Genomic DNA, 21,721 nt, shown 5'->3' with positions numbered 1-21,721 from the left:
CTTTCTAGTTAATATTATTTAACAAAGTTATTTTATTTAGATATAAACTCAGAACTTAATTTATAAATAAAATTATATTTTACTAAAAATAGCGGAAATGCCTACAATCAGTAGCAGCAGCGAATTCAATTAAATAATATCTCTCTTGGGTTAGATAAAAATATTGTATTAGACACAACATAAATGTGACCTACGCTAGAGGAAAAGCCGATTCACACGCCATATTGTTGATAATTGTTGAACAAAATCAGTCAACTAAAAACAACAACAAATCTTGCTGAACATTATTGATTGTTCGGCGCAAATTACCTTGTTTATAGTTGCGAGGAGGAATGAGTGAATCGTTTGACAGCTTTATTGAAAAAACTACGGTTGCGGCAGATTCTGACTGTATGTTTAGCCAGTCTATTGTTGATATTTAGCACTGCTTGTAGTGGAGCAAATGCTCAAGGTGCAAATCCCCAAAACCCCGCCGTACAAGCTGGTGGTGCCAACAATCCTTATAAAGGTGGTGGGGACAAATATACCGATCCCAAAGTTACTAACTCTAGCAACCAAAATCAGCAGGATCGAGCTAGTTTACTAGAGCTAAATTCACAAATATTGATTGCCACAAGTAACGCCAATCGAGAATCAGAAATACTTTACCCCGGTGCAGAAACACCAGCAGGTAGAGCTAAAAAAGAAGCTGAATTACCTCTAATTACTGAAAAGAATTTCCAACAACCAGAACCAGGTGGTTTGATTCAACGCCAATCAGATGTCGGTAATCGCATTCAAGACCGATTGGAAACCGTCAAAGAAACTTTCAAAGATGCTTCCAGTTTTATCCAAGATAAAGCAGATGAAGCAGCATCTCGACCAGAACTGCAAAAAGACCCAGCAGTCGGTAGATAGAAATTTTGTTTCACCGCTAAATACTGACATGGTAAATACAGCTAAAAACCATCTTGGTTAAAGTTTAAATTTTGCAAAATCATCTAAGGAGTAGCAGAATGAAAAGAGTTATTGCTTGGTTAAAAAACATTCGTCCCGCGAAATTTTTAACAGCTTTTGTAGCCAGCGCATTGCTTATGCTGACACAAGCTTGTAATAATCCCAGCGTAGCTGGACAGCCACCACAACCCCGTGGTCAATCACCTAATGTTGAACGTTACGATCCGACAAAAAGTTACGATCTCAACACTCCTAGTGGTGGGATGAACAACTTTAATGATGTAGATTCCCGATCGGAAGATACTCAACGCGCAGCAGAAAGCAGAAGTAAGGCTCTGCGTGACAATGCTCAAGTAAATATTGATGAAAAGGGCATTGATAGCGTAGACCAATATGTAGACAATTATCGTCAAGGTACACCTTTTGGTCAAAGAGTAAAAAACCTCGGTGATGATATTGGTAGCTCTGCGCAAGAATTAGGCGAAGGTGTTGCGAAGGGAACCAAACGCGGCGTGGAAAATCTCAAAGGTAATACCCAAAATGCTGCTGAAGGTGTGGGCACAAATGTGCAACGTGCTGGTGAAAATGCCACAGATGCAGTCAAAGACACATTGAGATAATTTAACTTAATTACTCATCGGTTATTCATAGGGCGAAGCGAAATGCTTGCCCTATTTTTTATTTTTTTACCTACATCAATTTGACTTTTGCAGATACCAACTTTGCAGCGCTAAGCGATGAATTTCCCGCCAGGGAAGATTGTTTTGACGAGCTAATTCTGCGCAATCTTCGTATTCCGGTTGGACATTATTAATGATATCTGTTCCTTGCCAAGCTACTTTGACCCGTACTGAACCATATTCAGTTTCTACCTGCTGAATTTCTCGTTGTAAAATGGTGCGTTGCTGATTGGTGCGGCGAATTCCTAATGTGGTGGTTTCTCGAAAGAGAACTGCTTCACAGTTAGGTAAATTCTCTGGATGACAAATCACGGTTATCAATATCCCCGGACGGGATTTTTTCATAGCTATAGGTTGGGTAAACACATCGACTGCACCCGCAGCAAATAAGGCGTCAAACACATAGCCAATTGCTTGGGGGTTTAAGTCATCAATTTGCGTTTCCAAAACCGAGATAGTTTCTAAGGTTGGGTTGCTATCTCCATAATTGCTAAAATCTGACTGTAAACTGCTACTTTCGCCCAGCCAGAGCCGTAGTATATTGGGGATGGGCAAATTTGCCGAACCTGCTCCCAATCCTACTTGTTTAATGGTGATTGGTGGTGGTGAACCAAAATCTCTGGTTAGAGTAGTAGCGATCGCGGCTCCTGTAGGTGTTACTAATTCTCGTTCAATCCCGTTGCTATACACTGGACAACCCCGCATTTCCCACAACTTCAAAACTGCGGGTACGGGTACTGTCATTTGTCCGTGTGCAGCGCGGACTGTACCCCCGCCTGTGGGGAACGCTGAACAGTAAAGTAAAGGCCATCCTGCGTCATTACTGGCAATCCCCAACCACTCTAACCCCAAACAAGTGCCAACAATATCCACAATTGCATCCACGGCACCCACCTCGTGAAAATGAACTTTTTCCGGGGAAACGCCGTGTACAGCCCCTTCGGCAATTGCTAGTTGCCGGAATACGGCTAAACTCCAAGCCTCCGCCCTAGAAGGCAGCTTGGCTTGAATAATCATCTGCTCAATTTCTGGCAAGTGGCGGGCATGATGATGGTGATGATGCTCCTGTTCGTGGTGGTGGTGTCCATGCTCATGTGTTAAATCCACATGAACTTTGGTTGCCTGCTGTCCGTGACGTTGGACAAGTTCTGCCCTTAACTGGTATTCCTGGTGAATTCCCAATGAGTTGAGGTGTTCAGTGAGATAATCCAAAGGCACACCCAGACTTACCAAGGCTCCCAGACACATATCACCGGCAATCCCCGATGGGCATTGAAGATAAGCAACTTTGGTCATATATGAATTTCTCATCAGTACATAGTAATCAATTAACAGTACACAGTACACAAGCTGATAACTGATGTTTGATAGCTCAATAACTGATTATTCCTGATTTACAGCCTGAAGATAGTCGTATTTACTTCTGCTTAATCTGGTATTCATTTTTATATTTTTCTGATAATGCAAAGCGCTCAATTTTCCTTCCCAAATTTTTTATGGCAAAAATTTTCACAGTCCATCCTGATAATCCTCAAATTCGCCGTATAGAGGAAATAAAATCGGCACTCTCTAGCGGCGCAGTAATGCTCTACCCTACTGATACGGTCTATGCAATTGGTTGTGATTTGAATGCCAAATCGGCGGTGGAACGAGTACGGCAAATTAAGCAGCTAGCGAATGATAAGCCACTGACATTTTTATGTCCTTCACTTTCAAATGTGGCGACTTATGCCTTCGTAAGTGATACAGCCTATCGAATTATGAAGCGCTTGATCCCAGGCCCGTACACATTTTTATTACCTGCTACTAAATTGGTACCAAGACTAGCACAAAACCCCAAGCGAAAAACTACTGGTATTCGTGTACCCAATCATACTGTATGTTTGGCATTACTGACAGCATTGGGGAATCCGATTATTTCTACTTCGGCTCATCTGCCGCCAGATGAGGTAGATGAGGATCTGGAAGATCATCCAGAATCTAGTTTGTCGCGCATGGAACTGTTTGACCGTTTGGATAACTTGGTAGACGTAATTGTAGATACTGGCGAAGAACCCACATATGAAGTGTCTACAATTTTGGACTTGACCGGAGAAGAACCAATGGTGACAAGACGAGGTTTAGGCTGGGAAGAAGTAGCCGCATGGGTTTAATGAGTCTACTTCATTGACTAATTCCTCAATTTCGGAAAATCTGAGTAAATACGCTCCAGTTTAACAATTGTCCTAATTACAGGTGCCAAGAACAGGTAACAGCGGATAACGAGAAAGTGCGGCACAGTAATCGTTTTGGGCTAATTTTAGTACATGGTAAATTGCCCCTGTGCCACCTGGATGAGGTTGCTTGTGAAAAAACCGACACAATGATAGCCTGTAACTTTTTCAGATTTCTTACAGTCATATATGTGAGCAGTGCTCGCGACAAGTCTTGATGGATAAATAGCCAATTTATTTACCAAGACTAGACTCAGGTGCTGAATGGACATTGTTATAACGGTGCAATACCACTTCTAGTGAAAGTTATGAAAGCTAACCTTGCTAATCTGCCAACCTCTACATCTGCTTTTGACTTCCCAGTTTCTAACAAAGAAGTAACCGCCAGCAATACCAGCAATATTGATACTCTGATGCAATTGCTATTAGAAGAAATCCAAGCTCAAGTAAAAGCCGCACCTGGGTGTGCGCAAGCGGTAGCAAAACGCATAGCTAGAGAAGTGGAACGCATTTGTGATAAAAGCACCCGCATTCAAACTTCTGGAGAAATCCAATCTTGGCAATTGACACTAGCCAGACATCGTTTGCAAAAGTGTCTGCGTTATTACCAACTGGGTTCCCGGCGGGGACGTGTGGAATTACATAGCAATTTGGGTGCTATGGTTTATCGCCACGTAACTGTTTCTGGCTCAGATATGGGATTTCAGGGACGTTACAACCTGATTGAAGATTTTTTACAAGCTTTTTATATTGAGGCGATTAAGGCTTTCCGTCGGGAAAATGAATTAGCTGAAGATTACACACCCCGCACTCAGTTGCAATTAGCCGAATACATGGCGTTTACAGAACAATATGCCAAGCGCCGAATTAATTTACCTGGAAGTGCTAGCCAGCAATTAATTATTTTACGTGCTCAAGGCTTTGCCCGTCGCCAACCCCAAGAAACTACTGTAGATATTGAAATGGCGGTGGAGTCTGCTAAGAGTGAAGAAGGGGAAGCTTACCAACGTAACTCGGCGGTGCAACAGCTCAGATCCCAGATGATCGCCCAAAATAATTTTGATCCCTCAGAAGAATCAGAACGCGATCGCGTAATTGCTGAATTAGTGAATTATTTAGAAGCTCAAGGTCAATCTGATTGTGTAGATTACTTGACATTGAAGCTACAAGACCTATCTGCACCGGAAATTGACCAAATTCTCGGTTTAAGCAGCCGTCAGCGCGACTACTTGCAACAGCGTTTTAAATACCATGTAGAAAAATTCGCCAAGCAACATCATTGGCAATTAGTCCATCAATGGTTAGGTGCAGGTTTAGAGCATAGATTGGGTCTTTCTGGGCAACAGTGGCAAACATTTTTAGGTTTGTTGACAGAGCAACAACAGCAAATTTTACAATTAAAAACTGCAAGACACAGCGATCAAGCGATCGCCAAAACTCTCAAATGCACCCCCAAGCAATTACAAAAGCGCTGGACTCAACTATTAGACCTCGCATGGGCTATCCGCAACGGTAATACTCAAGCACAGACAGGCTGAATCAACAGTCCACTCATCTCCCTTCCCAGATTCAATTGATGAATCTTTCAATGTTGCAGTAAAAGTGAATTAGCATCGGGCTTGCAGCCATCTCGTCTGTCTTTAGCAATTAGTCAGTTAATCTTTTATTAACTTCAGCTTGTGAACACAATCAAATATCTCACTTTACCTCCATCCCTTTTGATTACAAAAGCCAGGAATGGAGGCAAAGTGATTGATTTGCAGTCATAATATTATGACTATAAATATATAGGAAATTAGCAAAAATAATGGTACAAAAGTACTAAATAACTTGAGTTTTGTCTTTCTAATAATTCAGCTTTTTTAATTCAAAATTGAAAATTCATATTAAATAACATACCATCTGTGGCAGCTACTGTGGAATCCTAGAATCAAGGGCGATTTTGGCACAGGGATTCACAATGACTATGACTCAAGGCGCAAGAGCAAATAAGTCAGGAAATATATTAGAAGGCAATATCGAAGCTGTCTTGAACGGACATAATTATTTCCAAGTCGGTAGCCATGTCACAAAAGAATTTCTCTTAACTGCCACTTTATTACCAAAACGTTACGCCAAGCAGGTTTCCATCGGTATAGGAATTTATCAGACTGCTTTAAAAGTAGACTTTTATGTTGTCGGCTTACCAGTTAGCCCTTCAGGGTTAATTATTGAGTGTAAGTGGCAAGAAAGTGGGGGATCGGTTGATGAAAAATTCCCTTATTTAAGTATGAATATTCAACAATCTTATCCAGCACCAACTATTGTTGTGATTGGTGGTGAAGGGATGAGGGAAGGTGCTATTAAATGGCTAAAACAACAAGTTACCTATAATGGTAATTTGTTAGGTGTTTATAACTTGGATAGATTTATAGCGTGGGCGAATAAACATTGTTAATTTAGTTGGTCATTAGTCATTTGTTATTAGTTATAGGCTTTTCCTCATACTTTTATTTTATGTATAATGTGGCAATATCATTTATTGCCAAAAACTTTAAAATCTGTAGGTTGGATTGAGGAACGTAGACCCAACATTTCCGGGTTGTGTTGGGTTTCACTTCGTTCAAACCAACCTACAATTTATCCTTAACTGAATAATTATTAATAGCTGAAAATTTTTGATAAAATTGTATAATATATATTTCAATGGCTTCTTTTAATAAGAAGTAATTAATAGCTCATAAATCATACCGCGTTTTTTTGTATTAGAATTAATTGACCTAGCTGCGACTATAGGATAAATTTTAAAATCTATCTCCTGATATAAGTTTCTAATAAATTCACAATCGGAATTACATACCATTACTTTCACGCCCCGATTGGCTAATTTTGCGCATGTATCGCGTAAACGTTTTTGGTCTTCTTCATCAAAAGAATCACGACTATAACCTGTAAAATAACTTGTACTACTTATCGGATAATAAGGCGGATCGCAGAAGACAAAATCATCACTGCTAGTTGCATAATTTAATAGTTCTATAAAGTCAGCTTGTTTAATTTGCGTATGAGCAAGTGTTGCTGAGGCTGCTCGTAGCAAATCTTCGTCACAAATATTCGGATTTTTATATCTGCCTATAGGTACATTAAACTGCCCTTTAGAATTAACTCGATAAAGACCATTAAAACAAGTTTTATTCAAATAAATTAAGCGAGCAGCTATTTCTAAATCTGTGTTTTTAGGGTTGGCTCTTACAGTATAATAATATTCTCTACTATGACGAATCTTATGTTCTTTCAAAAGGTAAATTAAATCCTCAACACTATCTCGAACACAGCAATATGTAGTAATTAATTCGGCATTGATATCTGTGATAATTGCAACTTGTGGCTGTAAATGAAAAAATACAGCACCGCCACCAATAAATGGCTCATAATAAGTTTTATAGTTTGTCGGTAAATAAGGAAGATATTGTTGAATTAACCGAGTTTTACCACCTGCCCATTTCAAAAAAGGACGTGGGCAAATTTCTTTAGGAATCTGGCTTACCATTTCATTGCAACTTAGTTACTAAATCTAACCACTATAAACTAACGAATCATATTTTATAGGAAATTATTAATTTTCAGACAGTATCGATTACAATTAAATGAAACACGCATATCAAAACAAACTTATAGTCGATAACAAGGCAGTCTAAATAAATGTTTGACGGATTCTGGGATAACGTCTTTCGCTACCCCCGCTACTTGATTACCATCCTCGCCGGGATTTTTTTGAATACATTCGAGCCTTTGTTTCCTCTGTTGAAACGCCCAATTACCTTGATTCCCCTCATTGGTTTATTGTTTGGCGGTTTGGCCTTTGTTACTTTTACGCTGCGCGCCATGCTGGGCTATTAAGTAAAATCTAGGTTGGGGCTATAGGGGGGTTTGCCCTACAGACAGTTGGGCAAGCGCTGTCCTCCCGAATTTCTCTCTATTGTTATGTTGTACAACCTCTGTGAGGAGGCAAAATTTTTATGGCTACAAATCGCCGCGTTTCCCGCGTTGCTGAATTAATCAAACGGGAAGTTAGCCAAATGTTACTCAACGGCATTAAAGATGACCGCGTGGGTACAGGAATGGTAAGTGTAACAGATGTTGATGTCTCTGGGGATCTACAACATGCCAAAATTTACGTCAGTATTTATGGCACAGAAGAAGCCAAGGCAGAAACAATGGCTGGCTTGAAGTCGGCTACAGGGTACGTTCGCAGTGAACTTGGGGCGCGGGTAAGGCTACGTCGCACTCCAGAAGTGATTTTTATTGAAGACCATTCTTTAGAACGCGGTACTAGAGTTTTGACGCTATTGAATCAACTCAAGATTGAACATGAACGTCCATCCGCAAATATGTCAGGAGGGGATGACAACAACGCTGACGATGAGGATGATGAATTCGCGTAATCAGTAATTTAAACAACAAAGTAACTTCTGGAACAATTAACTGCTGAAAATTCGCTCATCAGTTTACAGACGTAACTAGAGAACGTCTGTTTTAATGTGACTATAGGTATCAGGGGATAGGGACTAGGGGTTAGAGGATAGGGAGGATGAGGGAGCATGACCAATGCCCAATGCCCCTTCTTTAAGAAATAATTAACAGATAAAAGGCTGTAAGGTTTCCTGGTGTACTTTAACCTAATACTTTGCAACACTTTATACTCTGATTTCTGCAAGAGATTACTGCCTATGAAGGACTAGGTATGAATAATTTTTATGCTTGGTTATGTGTTTTTTCTATGATTGACTGCCTTGAACATAGGAATTAGAGACACTAGGGAAGAGGAATCTTTATTCTTGACTAATCCCCAATACCTCATACCTATTTGTATACATGACGATGAAATTGTTTCATCGTCATTGCATAACAGGTAATGTTGACTACCCTGGTATGCTTATATGAAGCATATTTAGCCACAATGTCAGAATATGTTGACTTTATTTACATTTCTTAAGATAATTTGAGGATATGTAGCGTCAAAATGAAATAAGTTCCGTATAGCAAACTACAAAACCTTAGCTACGAGTCTATTGTTGTCATGTTTGTTCCATCTAAATATCGGGAACACTATCTACGTGTAATTTGTGAGTAAATATCATGAGTGTGAATACGGTGCCCTCTATCAGTTACTATTCTTTGGATGTAATTCAAGACGAAGCACGCCGACTAGTGGAGAAGGGAATGGTGAGTCGGCAACAGCCAATATATACACTCTGCCAATACATCCCTGCCAGAGAGTGGGTTTGCGTTGAATGTGAATTAGAGAAATGTGACTTTTTGTTACGCGATCGCATTGGCGATCTGATTGGTCGTGAAGAATGGGATAACGACTAATCAATTAGTTTAATTTCTGATGTGGACTCAATTATTGATTTTGGATTGAGAGGCGAATTTGCGGGATAATCTCTGATTTTCACCATGATTACTCCAAATCCAGCATCTTTAATTCCTGTTCAAACAGAAGCGTTAGAGTCTGATTTATACAAGTTTTTTTAGTATCGATCCCATCGGTAATCAATTCTCACTTATATCCGATGTTGCCAGCAGAGTATAATATGTAGTTTCCCTAACCGGGGCAGTTTTTAATTGTAGACTGCTCCGGTAATTTTTCGGAAAAAGCCTTTCCCAGTAAACAAACTTAGCCAACTTGCTCTAAGTATTGGTTAACGTCTTCTATAACGCGAGTGAGTTCCGCCTCTGTGGTTAAACGAATATTCAAATCGCGGATGGTAAGCAATACTTTAGCAGCGAAGGGTGTCGGCCAAATATTTGGATTACAGAAAATTTCTAAAAATACTTCACCAGTGTAGCGATATTCTACGGGAGCCTGGGGGGTGACTTTTCCAGCCCCTGGAGTCGTTTTTGCGGCGACAGTTTTCAGCCGAGATACCAATTGTTCTAAAGCTGCTTTTAATTCCTGTGCTGCTTGGGGTGAAAAACTAAAAGAAATAGAACCTTCTACCAGGTTCAATGTTAGGGGTGTCGAAGACATAAGCTATAAATTCAGCTTGATTAATTATTAATCATGGTACTGGAATTGGGGCATTGGGCATTGGGCATGGGGCATGGGGCATTGGGCATTGGGCATGGGGAAAATATCCTCTTTCGGAAATCTTACATCTTGTATAAAAGTATTTATACTGAATGATTTTATTGTCAATAAATATTAATTTTTATCAATAGAACGAAAAAAACCTTTTTTACTCTACGTATATAAGCTTTATTTGTATAAAAGTATTTTTGTATGGTGTAAGTGCAAGATATCAGAAATTGGATAATTTATTTTCTGCAAGTCTTCTAGGGAAGCAAGATGTGTATGTGCTGCTTGTTTGATTGATTACATAAGTATCTGAGTTAACAATATGGCATGGGCAGAAAAGATGTCATGACAAAACATCTTTTATTATTGCTGTATTCTGCTTGATGACTAAGTTAGGCTGCACGCGGTTAGCGCCTGCATTCTGGCTTTGTTGGCTGAAAAAATCTAAACAAACTCAGTTTTTATACGGATTAACCATGTTTTGATGAGTATATGTGGAATGGAAACGATATGAAAGATTAGTTAGAGAGGTAGCGTGATGAAATATGTTTCTTGGAATACTCTGTCTCGAACTGCTATCAGTGGCTTTTATGGGCACGGAAGAGGTGCAGTTTACTTATCTCACGATGGTAATGTACATTATTGCTGGGAAGGTCAGATATCTTTAGCAGTTTTGTTTTACGATCCTGAGACTGAGTTTGTTTTGGTAAAAGAGTGGCAGAATCCCGACAACCAAACTATTCACTTTGCTACTGCGATCATGCCTTTAGCGTCAAATGTCGTTTTACAGTTTTAACAGGTTGAGAATGATTTTCACCCACTTTTGCTAAATCGTAGATTCTCTTTGTTTCACCTAGAGAAGTTTTAGTAATTAATGTAGAGCTAAAAACTGTCTTTACAAGTTTTAATAGTCTTTGTCTAAAGTCCGAAGTTTTAATTCGTAATTACAATGTTGGCAAATTTGAGAGGATAAGAAAGTATAAGCAATGTAAATTTTTGTAAAGCGATCGCTCTTTTTTATTGCGTCAGAGAACTATAGAGCGATCGCCTGAGGTAAGTTAGATTTTCATGCTGGGAACATCTTCTTGATCGCCATGATATTCTAAATCGTTAGGTGCGCCACAAGCAGAAATTTCGCTCACATCGTTAGGTGCGCCACAAGCGGAAATTTCGCCGATATTGCCAGTAAAATTCACATCGGCTGATAATTCTGGATGTTGTTGTTTGCGTTTAGCGATTTCTTCAACAGTGAGAATTTTGGACTTGTCAAAACCTAACTCGATTTCGGTATGTAGTCCTTTATATTTCACCCGTTTGAGGTTGTAGAAACGTTTGTTAAGGGTAGTTTGAGCAAAAGCCTTTAAGCAGCCTAACAGATATTTGCGCTTGAAGGGATCTTTGACAAACCAATATTCAAGGGTTTTGCGCATATAAAACCGCGCGTAGTTCCGCAACACGCCTTTGAGAACTTCTTCCCGTTCCATTGCGGTGGGCTTCATGATGGGCGTGACAAAGTTATATTGAGAATAATCTCTAACTTCGACGCGATCGCCTAATTCCTGAAACAATTCCGAAAATGGCCAAGGTGTGAACATATTCCAGTTCACCATGTCTGGTTCCCAATCCAGCGCCATTTTATAAGTTTGCTCAATTGTCTCCGGGGTTTCGTTTTCTAAACCCATAATAAATTGAGCTTCTGCAACCATCCCATTTTGTTTTAATAGTTGAATCGCCCGTTTATTCTGTTCGATTGTGGTTTCTTTACGGAACAAATTCAACTTTAATTGGGCGGCTGCTTCTGTACCTAAAGAAACGTGAACTAATCCAGCTTTGCGGTACAGGGGTAATTCTTTTTCATCGCGCAAAATATCTGTAACGCGGGTGTTAATTCCCCAATGTACGCCTAAATTGCGTTCGATTAATTCGTTACATAACGCAATAAATTTGGGTTTGTTGATGGTGGGTTCTTCGTCAGCCAGAATGAAAAAGCCTACCTTATGCTTTTTCACCAAAATTTCGATTTCATCAACAAAGCGCTTGGGTGAACCGGAACGGTATTTACGCCAGAATTTCCACTGCGAACAAAAACGACAAGTAAATGGACATCCTCTCGCATAGTTGGGTACAGCTACGCGCACATTCAGAGGAGTGTAAATATATTTCTTCCAGTCTAAAAGATCCCAATCTGGGGTAAGGGTATCCAAGTCAGCAATGGGGGGATGGGCTGGTGTAGCCACGACTTTACCATCTTCCAGAAAGGCTATACCTAAAATATTACGGCGATCGCTCTCATCTGTACCATTTGCGATCGCGCGTAGTAAATTAACTGTAATCTCTTCACCTTCACCGCGAATAATATAATCTACCCAAGGTGCTTCATGCAGCACTTCATTATACATATAGGTAGGGTGAACCCCGCCCATAATTGTCTTCGCATTGGGGCAAACTTGCTTAACTATTTGTAGGGTGATTTGTGATTGATAAATCATCGGCGTAATCGCCGTTGCTAACACCACATCTGGTTGATGTTGAGCGATAATTCCTGCTAACACATCATCAGGAATATAGTCTGTCATCGCATCAACAAACCGGATATCGGTAAAGCCAGCTTGCTTTAAAGCTCCACCAACATAAGGAACCCAACTAGGTGGCCAATTTCCAGCAATTTCCGCACCACCTGAATGATAGTTGGGCTGAATCATCATGATACGCATAGTTTTTTCCTGCTGCTTGAAGAAGAGTAAGGAATTATGAATTATGAATGATGAATTATAAATTGAAGAATTTAATCCGATATTGGCTGAAGAATACTTAATTTTTTTTCACTAACCGCAGAGGCGCGGAGAACACAGAGTAAGAAAAAAATAAGTAATCTTTCGCTGCTAAGGGATACCGAGACAGTAAATTCTCTATCTTTTCTTCAATTCATAATTCAGAATTAATAATTCATAATTCCGAAGAATTAAATTGCTTTAGAAAAAGCTGCATTTTTTCGCTGTCTGGTATGAGCGTCAAAGATGGAGGCAATATTTCTAATCAGTAATCTGCCGCTCGGAGTTACCTCAATACCATTGGGAATCATCCGAATTAACCCATCAGCTTCTAGCAATCGCAACTCAGATAATTCTCTAGCAAAATATTCATTAAAATCCGTATCAAAAGCTATATGATATTTTTCTTCCACATCATCAATTGACAAGCGGAACTGACACATCAATTCCATAATTACAGTCCGCCGCAAAATATCATCGCGATTGAGGCTGACGCCTTTTTCAATTGGCATAATGCCTGTATCAATTGCTTGATAATAGCTTTTTAGCTGCTTAATATTTTGAATGTAAACATCATGCAGCATACTAATCGAAGTAATCCCAAAACCAAATAAATCAGATTCGGGTTTTGTGGTATATCCCTGGAAATTTCTGTGCAGTTTACCTTCTTGTTGAGCAAGAGTTAATTCGTCATTGGGTTTAGCAAAGTGATCCATCCCAATAAACCAATAACCATTGTCAGTTAATTCTTCAATAGTCATCTTCAGAATATCTAATTTTTCTGAAGCTGGAGGTAATGCTGACTGAGGAATCTTTCTTTGTACAGGCTTCATCCAGGGGACATAAGCAAAGTTAAATACAGCCACTCTATCGGGATCTAGTTTGATAGTTTTAGCAATTGTATTTTTAAAAGTAGCTAGGCTTTGATAAGGTAAACCATAAATTAAATCCACATTCACACTTTCAAATCCTGCATCGCGAATCCAATCCATGACATTGAAGAGCATAGATTCTGGTTGGACGCGATTAATAGCCTCTTGAACTTGGGTATTAAAGTCTTGAATGCCAAAGCTAATTCTATTAAAGCCTAAGCTCTTGAGGAAGAATATATAATTTTTATCAACATATCTAGGGTTGATTTCAATGGAGATTTCCGCATTGTCATCTAGGCGGAAGTTTTGATTAATATTGTTCCAGAGAAATTCTACCTGCTGTTGATTTAAATAATTTGGCGTTCCTCCTCCCCAATGTAGTTGATGAACTTGGCGTTTATCAGAAATTAAGTCAGAAAACTGGCGAATATTCCGCGCTACATAATTGAGATATGGATCGACGATTTCCTTACGTTGAGTAATAATTGTGTTGCAACCGCAAAAGTAGCAAGCAGTTTCACAAAAAGGAATATGAAAATAGAGAGATAAAGGCGTATTTTTATAATTACCAACTGCAATAGCTGTCCGTAAATCCAACTCGCCAAAATTCTCTTTTAACTCTGTTGCTGGTGGATAACTTGTATATCTAGGTAAAGCTTGGTCGTATTTTCTGAGTAACTCCGAGTTGAATTCTACTGTTTGCGTCGCCAATTTCATGATGCTAGTAACCTTGAATGATTTTGGGCATGGGGCATGGGGCATTGGGCATTGGGATTAATTATTATTGATATCCCTTATCCTTTTGATATGCCTTTTTTTCTATTATTAGTTGTGTCGAATAGCTAGTAATTTTAGCTATTGGATTGTATTTACAGGCAAATTTTGTCATATTTTATGAGTGCAGTTATCTCATATGTAGAGTCAAGATAGCCACACCAGAAAGATTTACAAAATTCAGACAAAATCAAGGCGTTGCTGCGAATAAGTATGAATTAGGACTATTTGCTAGACGCAGAGCTAGTACAACAGGGCGTAAATCAAGCTAATATTTCAAACAGTCATAAGCCTTAATGTATTCACCTTTTGACTTTTGACTTTTGACTTTCGCGTAGCAGTACTAGAGAGAATAAGAGTTTGAAATATTTAATTTTTGCATTTCATACTCATATTCAGCAACGCCAAATCTGGAGTTTAACTAAATGGTAATTTTCATGGTTGCTGCTTATTCAGCCGCTACGAGTCTGATTGCATTATTACCAGGTGAACGTTCTGTGCTACCGGGTAAATCTTGGCGGGTAATCAAATCAAAAACATGATCCCCAATAGCAGCTTTGACATCTGCTTCTAATTCATGAACAACATCACGATTGAGTGCAAATGCATAGTTAGCTTCGGCGATAATTTTCTCCGCTAAAGCATCATCTACAGGTAATGCATTCAAAGCATCGCGATATTGTCCTTTAAATGCTCTGATAGCTTCAACTGAAGGTAATTGCTCAAATTCATGAAGTCCAGTTCCTTCATTTGCTGGTAAATCTAGAGCAGAACGAATAATTTTTTTCAAACTTTGTCCGCCAGATAAATCTCCCATGTAGCGCACATAAGCATGAGCAACTAATAATCCAGGTTCGGTGTTGGCGACTTCATTAATTCGCTCTACATAAACTTTACCTGCTTCTAGTGCTGAAATTTGCTCGCGCCAGTTTTCACCGTAGTAAAAAACCAAGTCTTTCTCTAAATTGGCTTTACGGTTCAATATGGGAAAATAAATCAAACTGACTACAGGATGAGTACAATAACGCTGAAGCTGTTCTTCTAGGGCACTATAAACTAAATACAAGTTCGCAATCAGTTTCCGAAAGGGTTCTCTTTCTACAATCCCTTTGAGGAAACATTTCATAAACGCTGTATTTTCCGCCATTGTATGGGAATGTTTGGTTCCTTCCCGTAACTTGCTTGCTAGATCGGTACTCATAGTCAATTCCTAACTTCTCAATTATCTATATAACTTTATGGCTATATAGATAATCAAATAAACTAAACTTTTCAAAAATTAACCTGAGGTTGGTAACACTTACCAAGAAACTCAGAATTTAACGGTAGTCAGGATTACGCCAGATTATTAGCAGATGGAAATTTCGCCCTACGAGGTGACTTACCTTTGCGATAAAACTTTCTTGGCTGGCTTTGAGGATTTCAGCCGAGATTAGCTTTATAACTTTAACCGAGACAATGATTTGTGGAGAACACTGCGCTGTTGCTTTGACAAGCTTGGCGCGTCATTGATTTTCGGTTAGCATTGGCAATTTATCTTGCGAGGGCTTTACAGAGATTAACCTAATGTTAGATTGCTTAACAGAGAAAATGCATAACTAAGTTTAGCATAGCTTAAATCTAGAGAATTTAGACTAGCTTTGTTGATATCTATTCCAACTATACTATGGGCGATCGCTCCCAACTACGGCAGAAAAATCCACCTTTTCTGCTAATTTCTATTTTTTATACATTACCCTAATAACATAGTGAAGCCTGCTGTTCCTGTAGAGAAAGAAATAGCAGGCATTACACTTATAAACAGAAGAAAAGATTCAAGTATAATTTTCAACAAATTACTCTCGTCTATCTGTATAATCTTCAGAAGACATGGGGTCTAATTCCCAACGGCGATCGTCACGCTCTTCTAGGATATCGTTAGTGCGTAAGAAAGCGCGATCGTCCATTTCTAACCCAACGGCTGCTTCTAATTCTTCAGTCACATTTTGATCGGGAGTTGGCGCAGTACCACCCACAGCTTCATCACCAACTGCATCAGCATCTTCCCAATAAGCATCAACATCCCCACCGGTGAATTCGGGACTAGTTTCTGTATATTCGCGCCGTTCTGCTTGCATGGAACGCCCACCGATATTGTATCCTGGTAGGTCTTTGACACCAGTGCCGTAAGATTCAGTAATGGCTTGGGGTAAATCTTCTGTGTTGATTTGTTGTTGATTATTGTCTGACATAATTCTCAAATTTAGGGCATCTTCACCATAACCTTTTCTGTAAAAAAGCTAGTCTAACTAGAGATGTATTACTTTAGAAAGAAAACAATCTATCCCCTGAGAACGACGATAATTTAGTATTTGAACAATAATCTTGTAAATATGAATTCATGGTCAAACCCCGTGTAGTTGAAATTATTAGTTATGGGCAATAAGTTAATAAACAAACTATTTTGCTTAACGATTTATTGTTCATAACTGATATTTTATTCAAGAAAATTAACAGTCTGTGCAATGAAGATTTTTTAATATGATGATTGCTTTCAACTACCTAAATGCTAATTACAGCATTTATTGGGAAACCTCGGAGGTAGAAAGTGGAATACAGCGAGTTTATTACCCACGTACAAAGCCTAGCCCAATCAACTTCGCGTGCAGAGGCGGAACGTGCTACCCTGGCTACGATAGAAACAATTGAAGAAAGGATTGGCTCTGCTGAAGCCCAAGAATTAGTTGCACAGTTACCTGATGAACTACGTAACTATCTCAAAACAGGTAAGCAAGAGTCTGCTAAATCCTTTAATCTCCAAGAGTTTATAGCTCGTACAAGTCAAAAAGAAAATATCGATCCAGTAATGGCGGTTAATCATGTGCGGGCTGTGTTTGCAGTTTTGCAAAATGCAGTTACACCAGAAATATTTAAGGCTTTTCACAGCCATTTCTCTCACGATTACGAAGAACTGTTTACTACCGCACCTACGACATAGTAAACAATTTTTCGCTGCATGGGAGTAAGAATTATGCCGCCATTTTTTAGGAAATGAATTACCAAATTAGTTGACTATTTTAACTAGGAAAAATCAGATGGTACATCATAACAGTCATTCAGGTAAAAAGAAAGTTGCGATCCTCATTGAAAATAACGTTGAAGATGCAGAATTTACTGTGCCTTATAACGGCTTAAAACAAGCGGGAATGGAGGTAGTAATCCTTGGTTCCCGGATGAATGAGAAATATAAGGGTAAGCAAGGTAAACTTAGCACTCAAGCTGATGCTACCACTACAGAAGCGATCGCAGCTGAATATGACGCAGTGATCATTCCTGGCGGTATGGCTCCCGATAAAATGCGCCGTAACCCAAATACAGTCAGGTTTGTACAAGAAGCTGTACAACAAGGAAAATTAGTAGCTGCTGTCTGTCACGGGCCGCAACTTTTGATTGAAGGCGATTTACTCAAAGGTAAACGCATCACTGGTTTTAGTGCAATTCGCAAAGATATTATCAATGCTGGTGCAAACTATATAGATGAAGCGCTAGTAGTTGATGGTAATTTGATTACTTCCCGCGAACCTGGGGATTTAGCAATCTTCACCACAGCTATCCTCAGCCGTTTGGGTTACGGTGGAAAAGACGCCGCTTTACCCAAAGAAACCGATACAGCTGCTGAATGGTGGAAACTCGCTGATGCTTGGGGTGGCTCCACTAAAGGCGATATCGTTAAAGGCTTGAATACTGCTTTAGCTGGTGAGCGTTATTCTTTAGAAGCATTAGAAAAATATCTCGAAAAAGAATCAAATACAGACGCGAGATCCATTTTTCAAGAACTAATTGCAACTAAACAGCACCATATCCAAAAACTAGAAACCTACCTCGATAGACTAGGAGAAAAACCCTCCTTAGCTGCAAATATCGCCGAACAATACGCCAAGGTAAAAACCAGCTTTACTGGTAGCGATGACGTATATCAAATACGTTCCGCTTTGGGCGATTTGCAAACAGGAATTGGCGATATTGGTAATTTGTGCGCCCAATTTACCGATCCTGTAGCTACAGCGATTTTCAAACAAATTTATCAAGATTTACTGACATGCGAACAACGATTATTAACATTGTATCGCCGACTTGTCACCGCCGAAGTGAAACCACCTAAGCCAACCACCGGGGCGGCTACAGCTATGTAATTTGTTTGACAACCTTAGAAGAGGACACTTCCATGCTGGAATTTTCCCAAATAGGGAAGTGTCCGTAGCGCAAAGAACACAGAGAGAGAAGAAGAGAGTCTTTGCGCCTTCACTGGTCATTGTACTGTAATCGGGAGAAAAAAAAGTGACTGCGACACCAGGAGATAGAACAAACACTAGTCAAGGTGAAGCCAGTGAAACTGAACGTTGGGCTTCTTTAATTGGTGGCGGCGCTATGGTGCTGATGGGTTTGAAACAAGGCTCGTTACGCGGCGCACTCACAGCTTTGGCTGGTGGGGGTCTGATATATCAAGGTGTTACTAAACAAAGCACGATTCAGCAAGCACAGGAAGCCGTAGGGATGAATAAACCTATCAAAGTTGAAAAGACGGTAACTATTAATAAACCTGTAGAGGAACTGTACCGTTTTTGGCACAACTTTGAGAATCTGCCGACATTTATGAAGCATCTCAAATCGGTTACGGTGTATAACCAGACACGTTCTCATTGGATTGCCAATGCACCCTTGGGTAACAGTGTGGAATGGGATGCAGACATTTTAGAAGACCGAGAAAATCAATTAATTTCTTGGGCTTCGGTGGAAGGTGCAGATGTAGATAATTCTGGTTTTGTCCGCTTTCAACCAGCACCCGGTAACAGAGGTACAGAAGTCAAGGTAGTCCTAGAATATAACATTCCTGGCGGGCAGTTCAGTGCTGCTATTGCTAAACTCTTCGGTGAAGAACCAGAACAACAAATCGGCGATGATTTACGCCGCTTCAAAATGCTCATGGAAGCCGGAGAAATCGCCACCACAGAAGGTCAACCTACAGGACGCCAATAGTCGGGTTTGTCATTTGTCCTTTGTCATTTGTAAGAAACACCAATGACCACTGTAGGGGCGGGTTTATTGAGATCATCGTTGATCTGTGAGGATATTTGTGAACTCGCCCCTACTGACCAATGACCAATAACTATTGACCATTGACCATTGACTATGGACTAATAACTATGAAAGCAGTTTGCTGGCATGGAGCCAACGATGTCCGGGTAGAGACGGTTTCCGATCCGAAAATTCTCAACCCTCGCGACGCTATTATCAAAATTACTTCCACAGCTATCTGTGGTTCAGATTTACATATCTACGGTGGCTATATTCCCACAATGCAAAAAGGTGACATTATCGGTCACGAATTTATGGGGGAAGTGGTAGATGTAGGTAGGGGAGTCCATAATTTAAAAATAGGCGATCGCGTCGTTGTTCCTTCAACAATTGGTTGTGGTTATTGCAATTATTGTCAGCGTGATATGTGGTCGCTGTGCGATAATTCCAATCCTAAAGGTTGGATGGAAGAGAAATTATATGGCAATATCACTTCAGCAATTTACGGCTATTCTCATCTGTTAGGTGGTTATGCAGGCGCACAAGCAGAATATGTGCGCGTACCTTTTGCGGATGTGGGTGTTGTGAAAGTTCCTCCCGAATTACCGGACGAGATGCTGCTATTTATCTCCGACGCCATCCCCACCGGTTATATGGGAGCGGAATTTTGTGATATTCAACCCGGCGATACCGTAGCTGTATGGGGTTGCGGTGCTGTCGGACAGTTTGCCATGATTAGCGCCTACATGATGGGTGCAGAAAGAGTGATCGCGATCGATCGCTTTCCCGAACGTCTAGAAATGGCGAGAAAGTTTGCCAAAGCAGAAACAATCAACTACGAAGATGTTGATGCTGGCGAAGCGTTGAAAGAGATGACTGGTGGCCGTGGCCCTGATGCTTGCATTGATGCAGTGGGTTTAGAAGCGCATGGTGTCGGTTTAGAAGACTTCTACGATCAGACAAAACAAAAGCTGAAATTAGAAACCGACCGTCCCCATGTACTACGACAAATGATGGTAGCTGCACGTAAAGGTGGCACTCTTTCTGTTATGGGTGTTTACGGTGGATTCGTAGACAAAATGCCCTTCGGTGCTGCTATCAACAAGGGTTTAACCTTCAGAATGGGACAAATGCATGGACAGAAATATATGCATTTGTTACTCAAGATGATTCTGGATGGAAAACTCGATCCCTCGTTTGTTGTTACCCACAAATTACCTCTAGAGCAAGCACCCTACGGTTACGAGATTTTTCAACAGAAAAAGGACAACTGCATCAAAGTTGTTCTCAAACCCTGATTTCAATTTTAATCTTACGGAGGATATCTATGGTACGTGTATTTTCTTGGGTACAAAAGGTAATTGTGCGCCGGATAATGGTAGTTTTAATGCTCAGTTTGGCGTTTTTAGGAATGCAAAGTTTCGGCTACGGTAATGGAATGCTAGCTCAAGCTGAAACTGTGAGAACACCAGAGGGTATTTATTATAAAGGTACTCCTGATAACGTTGGTAATAACAGCAGTGGTAAGAATGTGTTGGATAAAGCTATAGATACATTAAAACCAAATTCTGGTGATAATGTTAGAGGTAATTATAATAGCGATCGCGGTTATTATGGCGATACTAACTCTGGCTATGGCTCCAATAGCAGCAATAGTAATATTGGTGAAACAGTAAGAACCCCCGAAGGTATCTACTATAAAGGTACTCCTGACAATAGCCAAATTGAAAATAGCCGCAATAAACTCAGCAATGCTGCTGATAATATTCGCGAAAAGCTCAACTTAAATGAAGAAACCCCTCGTGCAACAAAAGACTTTTTACATTCCGTAAAAAGCAAAGTAGGAGAAGCAGTTAATTCCGGTTCTCGGAATAATTAAAATCTTTGTAGGGTGGGCCTTGCCCACCTGAAAATATTCAAAATATATTGTCAGCAATGTCCTCACTAATAAGACTGATACCAATTCTCTGAAAACTTGCATTTAATAATTGAATCTTTTTTCTTGGCGCTCTTGGCGTCTTGGCGGTTCATAAAATAAATCTTAAGTGCATCATCATAGCGAATTGGTGTTACACAAACACTCGCTGAAACTCTCATTTCTCTGTGTCCTCTGTGTACTCTGCGGTTAATTTATTTATAAAAATTGAACCGCCAAGAACGCCAAGACGCCAAGGAAGAAGAGAGTTTAGCGTAGCGTTACAAATAATTGGTAGCAATTGCAGTAAATCAAGATATTAATTGTGCCAAAGCCGAAAAAAATTGGTTCTTCAGTAGCTATTATGCCAAATTATTAGTTATAGCACTCATATAAACACAAAAAAAGCATCTTTATTTTGCCAAAAGCCTTATATGTATTGAC

21 protein-coding genes are annotated in these 21,721 nt (G+C 39.8%); 14 read left to right on the top strand and 7 right to left on the bottom strand.

Features of this window, described 5'->3' with window-relative positions:
- Positions 1-336 precede the first annotated feature (336 nt).
- Complete coding sequence (locus H6G41_RS29955) at positions 337-897, top strand: DUF6658 family protein (RefSeq protein WP_190751442.1); 561 nt, start codon at positions 337-339, stop codon at positions 895-897.
- Positions 898-995: 98 nt separating this feature from the next.
- Positions 996-1,556, top strand: a complete 561-nt coding sequence (locus H6G41_RS29950; protein WP_190751440.1) for a hypothetical protein — start codon at positions 996-998, stop codon at positions 1,554-1,556.
- 75 nt (positions 1,557-1,631) lie between these two features.
- Here H6G41_RS29950 and larC read toward each other — a convergent pair whose 3' ends face one another.
- Positions 1,632-2,912, bottom strand: coding sequence for a nickel pincer cofactor biosynthesis protein LarC (gene larC, locus H6G41_RS29945; protein ID WP_190751438.1), 1,281 nt, complete (start codon positions 2,910-2,912; stop codon positions 1,632-1,634).
- Positions 2,913-3,112: 200 nt separating this feature from the next.
- Between larC and H6G41_RS29940 the strand changes: the two genes are divergently transcribed.
- The 3 genes from H6G41_RS29940 (at position 3,113) to H6G41_RS29930 (ending at position 6,266) form a co-directional block, all read left to right on the top strand.
- Positions 3,113-3,769 carry an L-threonylcarbamoyladenylate synthase gene (locus tag H6G41_RS29940; RefSeq protein ID WP_190751436.1) on the top strand — a complete coding sequence of 219 codons (657 nt, stop codon included), beginning with the start codon at positions 3,113-3,115 and terminating at the stop codon, positions 3,767-3,769.
- 368 nt (positions 3,770-4,137) lie between these two features.
- Positions 4,138-5,367: a HetZ-related protein gene (locus H6G41_RS29935; RefSeq protein WP_190751434.1), complete on the top strand. Its 1,230-nt coding sequence runs from the start codon at positions 4,138-4,140 to the stop codon at positions 5,365-5,367.
- A 422-nt stretch (positions 5,368-5,789) separates the two neighbouring features.
- The gene (locus H6G41_RS29930) at positions 5,790-6,266 is read left to right on the top strand and encodes a PD-(D/E)XK nuclease superfamily protein (RefSeq protein WP_190751432.1); all 477 of its coding nucleotides are present in this window, start codon (positions 5,790-5,792) and stop codon (positions 6,264-6,266) included.
- Positions 6,267-6,524: 258 nt separating this feature from the next.
- On the opposite strand, the gene H6G41_RS29925 is transcribed toward H6G41_RS29930, so the two are convergent.
- Positions 6,525-7,358 (bottom strand): DNA adenine methylase, encoded by an 834-nt coding sequence (locus H6G41_RS29925; protein WP_190751430.1) that lies wholly within the window; start codon positions 7,356-7,358, stop codon positions 6,525-6,527.
- 152 nt (positions 7,359-7,510) lie between these two features.
- On the opposite strand from H6G41_RS29925, the gene H6G41_RS29920 reads away from it, so the two are divergent.
- The 3 genes from H6G41_RS29920 to H6G41_RS29910 all read left to right on the top strand — a co-directional run bounded on the left by H6G41_RS29920 (position 7,511) and on the right by H6G41_RS29910 (position 9,184).
- Positions 7,511-7,708, top strand: coding sequence for a DUF751 family protein (locus tag H6G41_RS29920; protein ID WP_190751428.1), 198 nt, complete (start codon positions 7,511-7,513; stop codon positions 7,706-7,708).
- 119 nt (positions 7,709-7,827) lie between these two features.
- The gene (gene rbfA, locus H6G41_RS29915) at positions 7,828-8,253 is read left to right on the top strand and encodes a 30S ribosome-binding factor RbfA (RefSeq protein WP_190751426.1); all 426 of its coding nucleotides are present in this window, start codon (positions 7,828-7,830) and stop codon (positions 8,251-8,253) included.
- A 694-nt stretch (positions 8,254-8,947) separates the two neighbouring features.
- Positions 8,948-9,184, top strand: coding sequence for a DUF4327 family protein (locus H6G41_RS29910; RefSeq protein WP_096643483.1), 237 nt, complete (start codon positions 8,948-8,950; stop codon positions 9,182-9,184).
- Between the two features lie 304 nt (positions 9,185-9,488).
- On the opposite strand, the gene H6G41_RS29905 is transcribed toward H6G41_RS29910, so the two are convergent.
- The gene (locus tag H6G41_RS29905) at positions 9,489-9,842 is read right to left on the bottom strand and encodes a hypothetical protein (protein ID WP_190751424.1); all 354 of its coding nucleotides are present in this window, start codon (positions 9,840-9,842) and stop codon (positions 9,489-9,491) included.
- A gap of 586 nt (positions 9,843-10,428) precedes the next feature.
- On the opposite strand from H6G41_RS29905, the gene H6G41_RS29900 reads away from it, so the two are divergent.
- Complete coding sequence (locus tag H6G41_RS29900; protein WP_190751422.1) at positions 10,429-10,686, top strand: hypothetical protein; 258 nt, start codon at positions 10,429-10,431, stop codon at positions 10,684-10,686.
- 262 nt (positions 10,687-10,948) lie between these two features.
- Here the strand turns inward: H6G41_RS29900 and bchE are convergent, their stop codons facing one another.
- The 4 genes from bchE to H6G41_RS29880 all read right to left on the bottom strand — a co-directional run bounded on the left by bchE (position 10,949) and on the right by H6G41_RS29880 (position 16,538).
- A complete protein-coding gene (bchE, locus tag H6G41_RS29895; RefSeq protein WP_190633488.1) occupies positions 10,949-12,604 on the bottom strand; it encodes a magnesium-protoporphyrin IX monomethyl ester anaerobic oxidative cyclase in 1,656 nt (551 codons plus the stop codon).
- A gap of 248 nt (positions 12,605-12,852) precedes the next feature.
- Positions 12,853-14,250, bottom strand: a complete 1,398-nt coding sequence (gene hemN / locus H6G41_RS29890; RefSeq protein ID WP_190751459.1) for an oxygen-independent coproporphyrinogen III oxidase — start codon at positions 14,248-14,250, stop codon at positions 12,853-12,855.
- A 505-nt stretch (positions 14,251-14,755) separates the two neighbouring features.
- Positions 14,756-15,508 carry a heme oxygenase (biliverdin-producing) gene (locus tag H6G41_RS29885; protein ID WP_190751420.1) on the bottom strand — a complete coding sequence of 251 codons (753 nt, stop codon included), beginning with the start codon at positions 15,506-15,508 and terminating at the stop codon, positions 14,756-14,758.
- A 634-nt stretch (positions 15,509-16,142) separates the two neighbouring features.
- On the bottom strand, positions 16,143-16,538 hold the full coding sequence (locus H6G41_RS29880) for a DUF6335 family protein (RefSeq protein WP_190751418.1): 396 nt from the start codon (positions 16,536-16,538) through the stop codon (positions 16,143-16,145).
- 356 nt (positions 16,539-16,894) lie between these two features.
- Between H6G41_RS29880 and H6G41_RS29875 the strand changes: the two genes are divergently transcribed.
- The 5 genes from H6G41_RS29875 to H6G41_RS29855 all read left to right on the top strand — a co-directional run bounded on the left by H6G41_RS29875 (position 16,895) and on the right by H6G41_RS29855 (position 21,241).
- Positions 16,895-17,284: a DUF2267 domain-containing protein gene (locus H6G41_RS29875; protein ID WP_190751416.1), complete on the top strand. Its 390-nt coding sequence runs from the start codon at positions 16,895-16,897 to the stop codon at positions 17,282-17,284.
- Positions 17,285-17,381: 97 nt separating this feature from the next.
- Positions 17,382-18,479: a DJ-1/PfpI/YhbO family deglycase/protease gene (locus tag H6G41_RS29870; RefSeq protein WP_190751414.1), complete on the top strand. Its 1,098-nt coding sequence runs from the start codon at positions 17,382-17,384 to the stop codon at positions 18,477-18,479.
- Positions 18,480-18,624: 145 nt separating this feature from the next.
- Positions 18,625-19,323 carry an SRPBCC family protein gene (locus tag H6G41_RS29865; RefSeq protein WP_190751413.1) on the top strand — a complete coding sequence of 233 codons (699 nt, stop codon included), beginning with the start codon at positions 18,625-18,627 and terminating at the stop codon, positions 19,321-19,323.
- 167 nt (positions 19,324-19,490) lie between these two features.
- On the top strand, positions 19,491-20,660 hold the full coding sequence (locus H6G41_RS29860) for a zinc-dependent alcohol dehydrogenase (RefSeq protein ID WP_190751411.1): 1,170 nt from the start codon (positions 19,491-19,493) through the stop codon (positions 20,658-20,660).
- A 29-nt stretch (positions 20,661-20,689) separates the two neighbouring features.
- On the top strand, positions 20,690-21,241 hold the full coding sequence (locus H6G41_RS29855) for a hypothetical protein (protein ID WP_190751409.1): 552 nt from the start codon (positions 20,690-20,692) through the stop codon (positions 21,239-21,241).
- The last annotated feature ends 480 nt before the right edge of the window (positions 21,242-21,721 follow it).

It is taken from the genome of Tolypothrix sp. FACHB-123, from assembly GCF_014697075.1.
Lineage (GTDB): Bacteria > Cyanobacteriota > Cyanobacteriia > Cyanobacteriales > Nostocaceae > Aulosira.
Note: the sequence above shows the minus strand (reverse complement) of the source record. Positions and strands in the feature narration are given on the sequence as shown.

Coding starts and splice junctions, on each gene's coding strand:
- H6G41_RS29950 (WP_190751440.1), top strand. CDS start 996: ATGAAAAGAGTTATTGCTTGGTTAAAAAACATTCGTCCCGCGAAATTT.
- larC (WP_190751438.1), bottom strand. CDS start 2,912: ATGACCAAAGTTGCTTATCTTCAATGCCCATCGGGGATTGCCGGTGAT.
- H6G41_RS29940 (WP_190751436.1), top strand. CDS start 3,113: ATGGCAAAAATTTTCACAGTCCATCCTGATAATCCTCAAATTCGCCGT.
- H6G41_RS29935 (WP_190751434.1), top strand. CDS start 4,138: ATGAAAGCTAACCTTGCTAATCTGCCAACCTCTACATCTGCTTTTGAC.
- H6G41_RS29930 (WP_190751432.1), top strand. CDS start 5,790: ATGACTATGACTCAAGGCGCAAGAGCAAATAAGTCAGGAAATATATTA.
- H6G41_RS29925 (WP_190751430.1), bottom strand. CDS start 7,358: ATGGTAAGCCAGATTCCTAAAGAAATTTGCCCACGTCCTTTTTTGAAA.
- H6G41_RS29920 (WP_190751428.1), top strand. CDS start 7,511: ATGTTTGACGGATTCTGGGATAACGTCTTTCGCTACCCCCGCTACTTG.
- rbfA (WP_190751426.1), top strand. CDS start 7,828: ATGGCTACAAATCGCCGCGTTTCCCGCGTTGCTGAATTAATCAAACGG.
- H6G41_RS29910 (WP_096643483.1), top strand. CDS start 8,948: ATGAGTGTGAATACGGTGCCCTCTATCAGTTACTATTCTTTGGATGTA.
- H6G41_RS29905 (WP_190751424.1), bottom strand. CDS start 9,842: ATGTCTTCGACACCCCTAACATTGAACCTGGTAGAAGGTTCTATTTCT.
- H6G41_RS29900 (WP_190751422.1), top strand. CDS start 10,429: ATGAAATATGTTTCTTGGAATACTCTGTCTCGAACTGCTATCAGTGGC.
- bchE (WP_190633488.1), bottom strand. CDS start 12,604: ATGCGTATCATGATGATTCAGCCCAACTATCATTCAGGTGGTGCGGAA.
- hemN (WP_190751459.1), bottom strand. CDS start 14,250: ATGAAATTGGCGACGCAAACAGTAGAATTCAACTCGGAGTTACTCAGA.
- H6G41_RS29885 (WP_190751420.1), bottom strand. CDS start 15,508: ATGAGTACCGATCTAGCAAGCAAGTTACGGGAAGGAACCAAACATTCC.
- H6G41_RS29880 (WP_190751418.1), bottom strand. CDS start 16,538: ATGTCAGACAATAATCAACAACAAATCAACACAGAAGATTTACCCCAA.
- H6G41_RS29870 (WP_190751414.1), top strand. CDS start 17,382: ATGGTACATCATAACAGTCATTCAGGTAAAAAGAAAGTTGCGATCCTC.
- H6G41_RS29860 (WP_190751411.1), top strand. CDS start 19,491: ATGAAAGCAGTTTGCTGGCATGGAGCCAACGATGTCCGGGTAGAGACG.
- H6G41_RS29855 (WP_190751409.1), top strand. CDS start 20,690: ATGGTACGTGTATTTTCTTGGGTACAAAAGGTAATTGTGCGCCGGATA.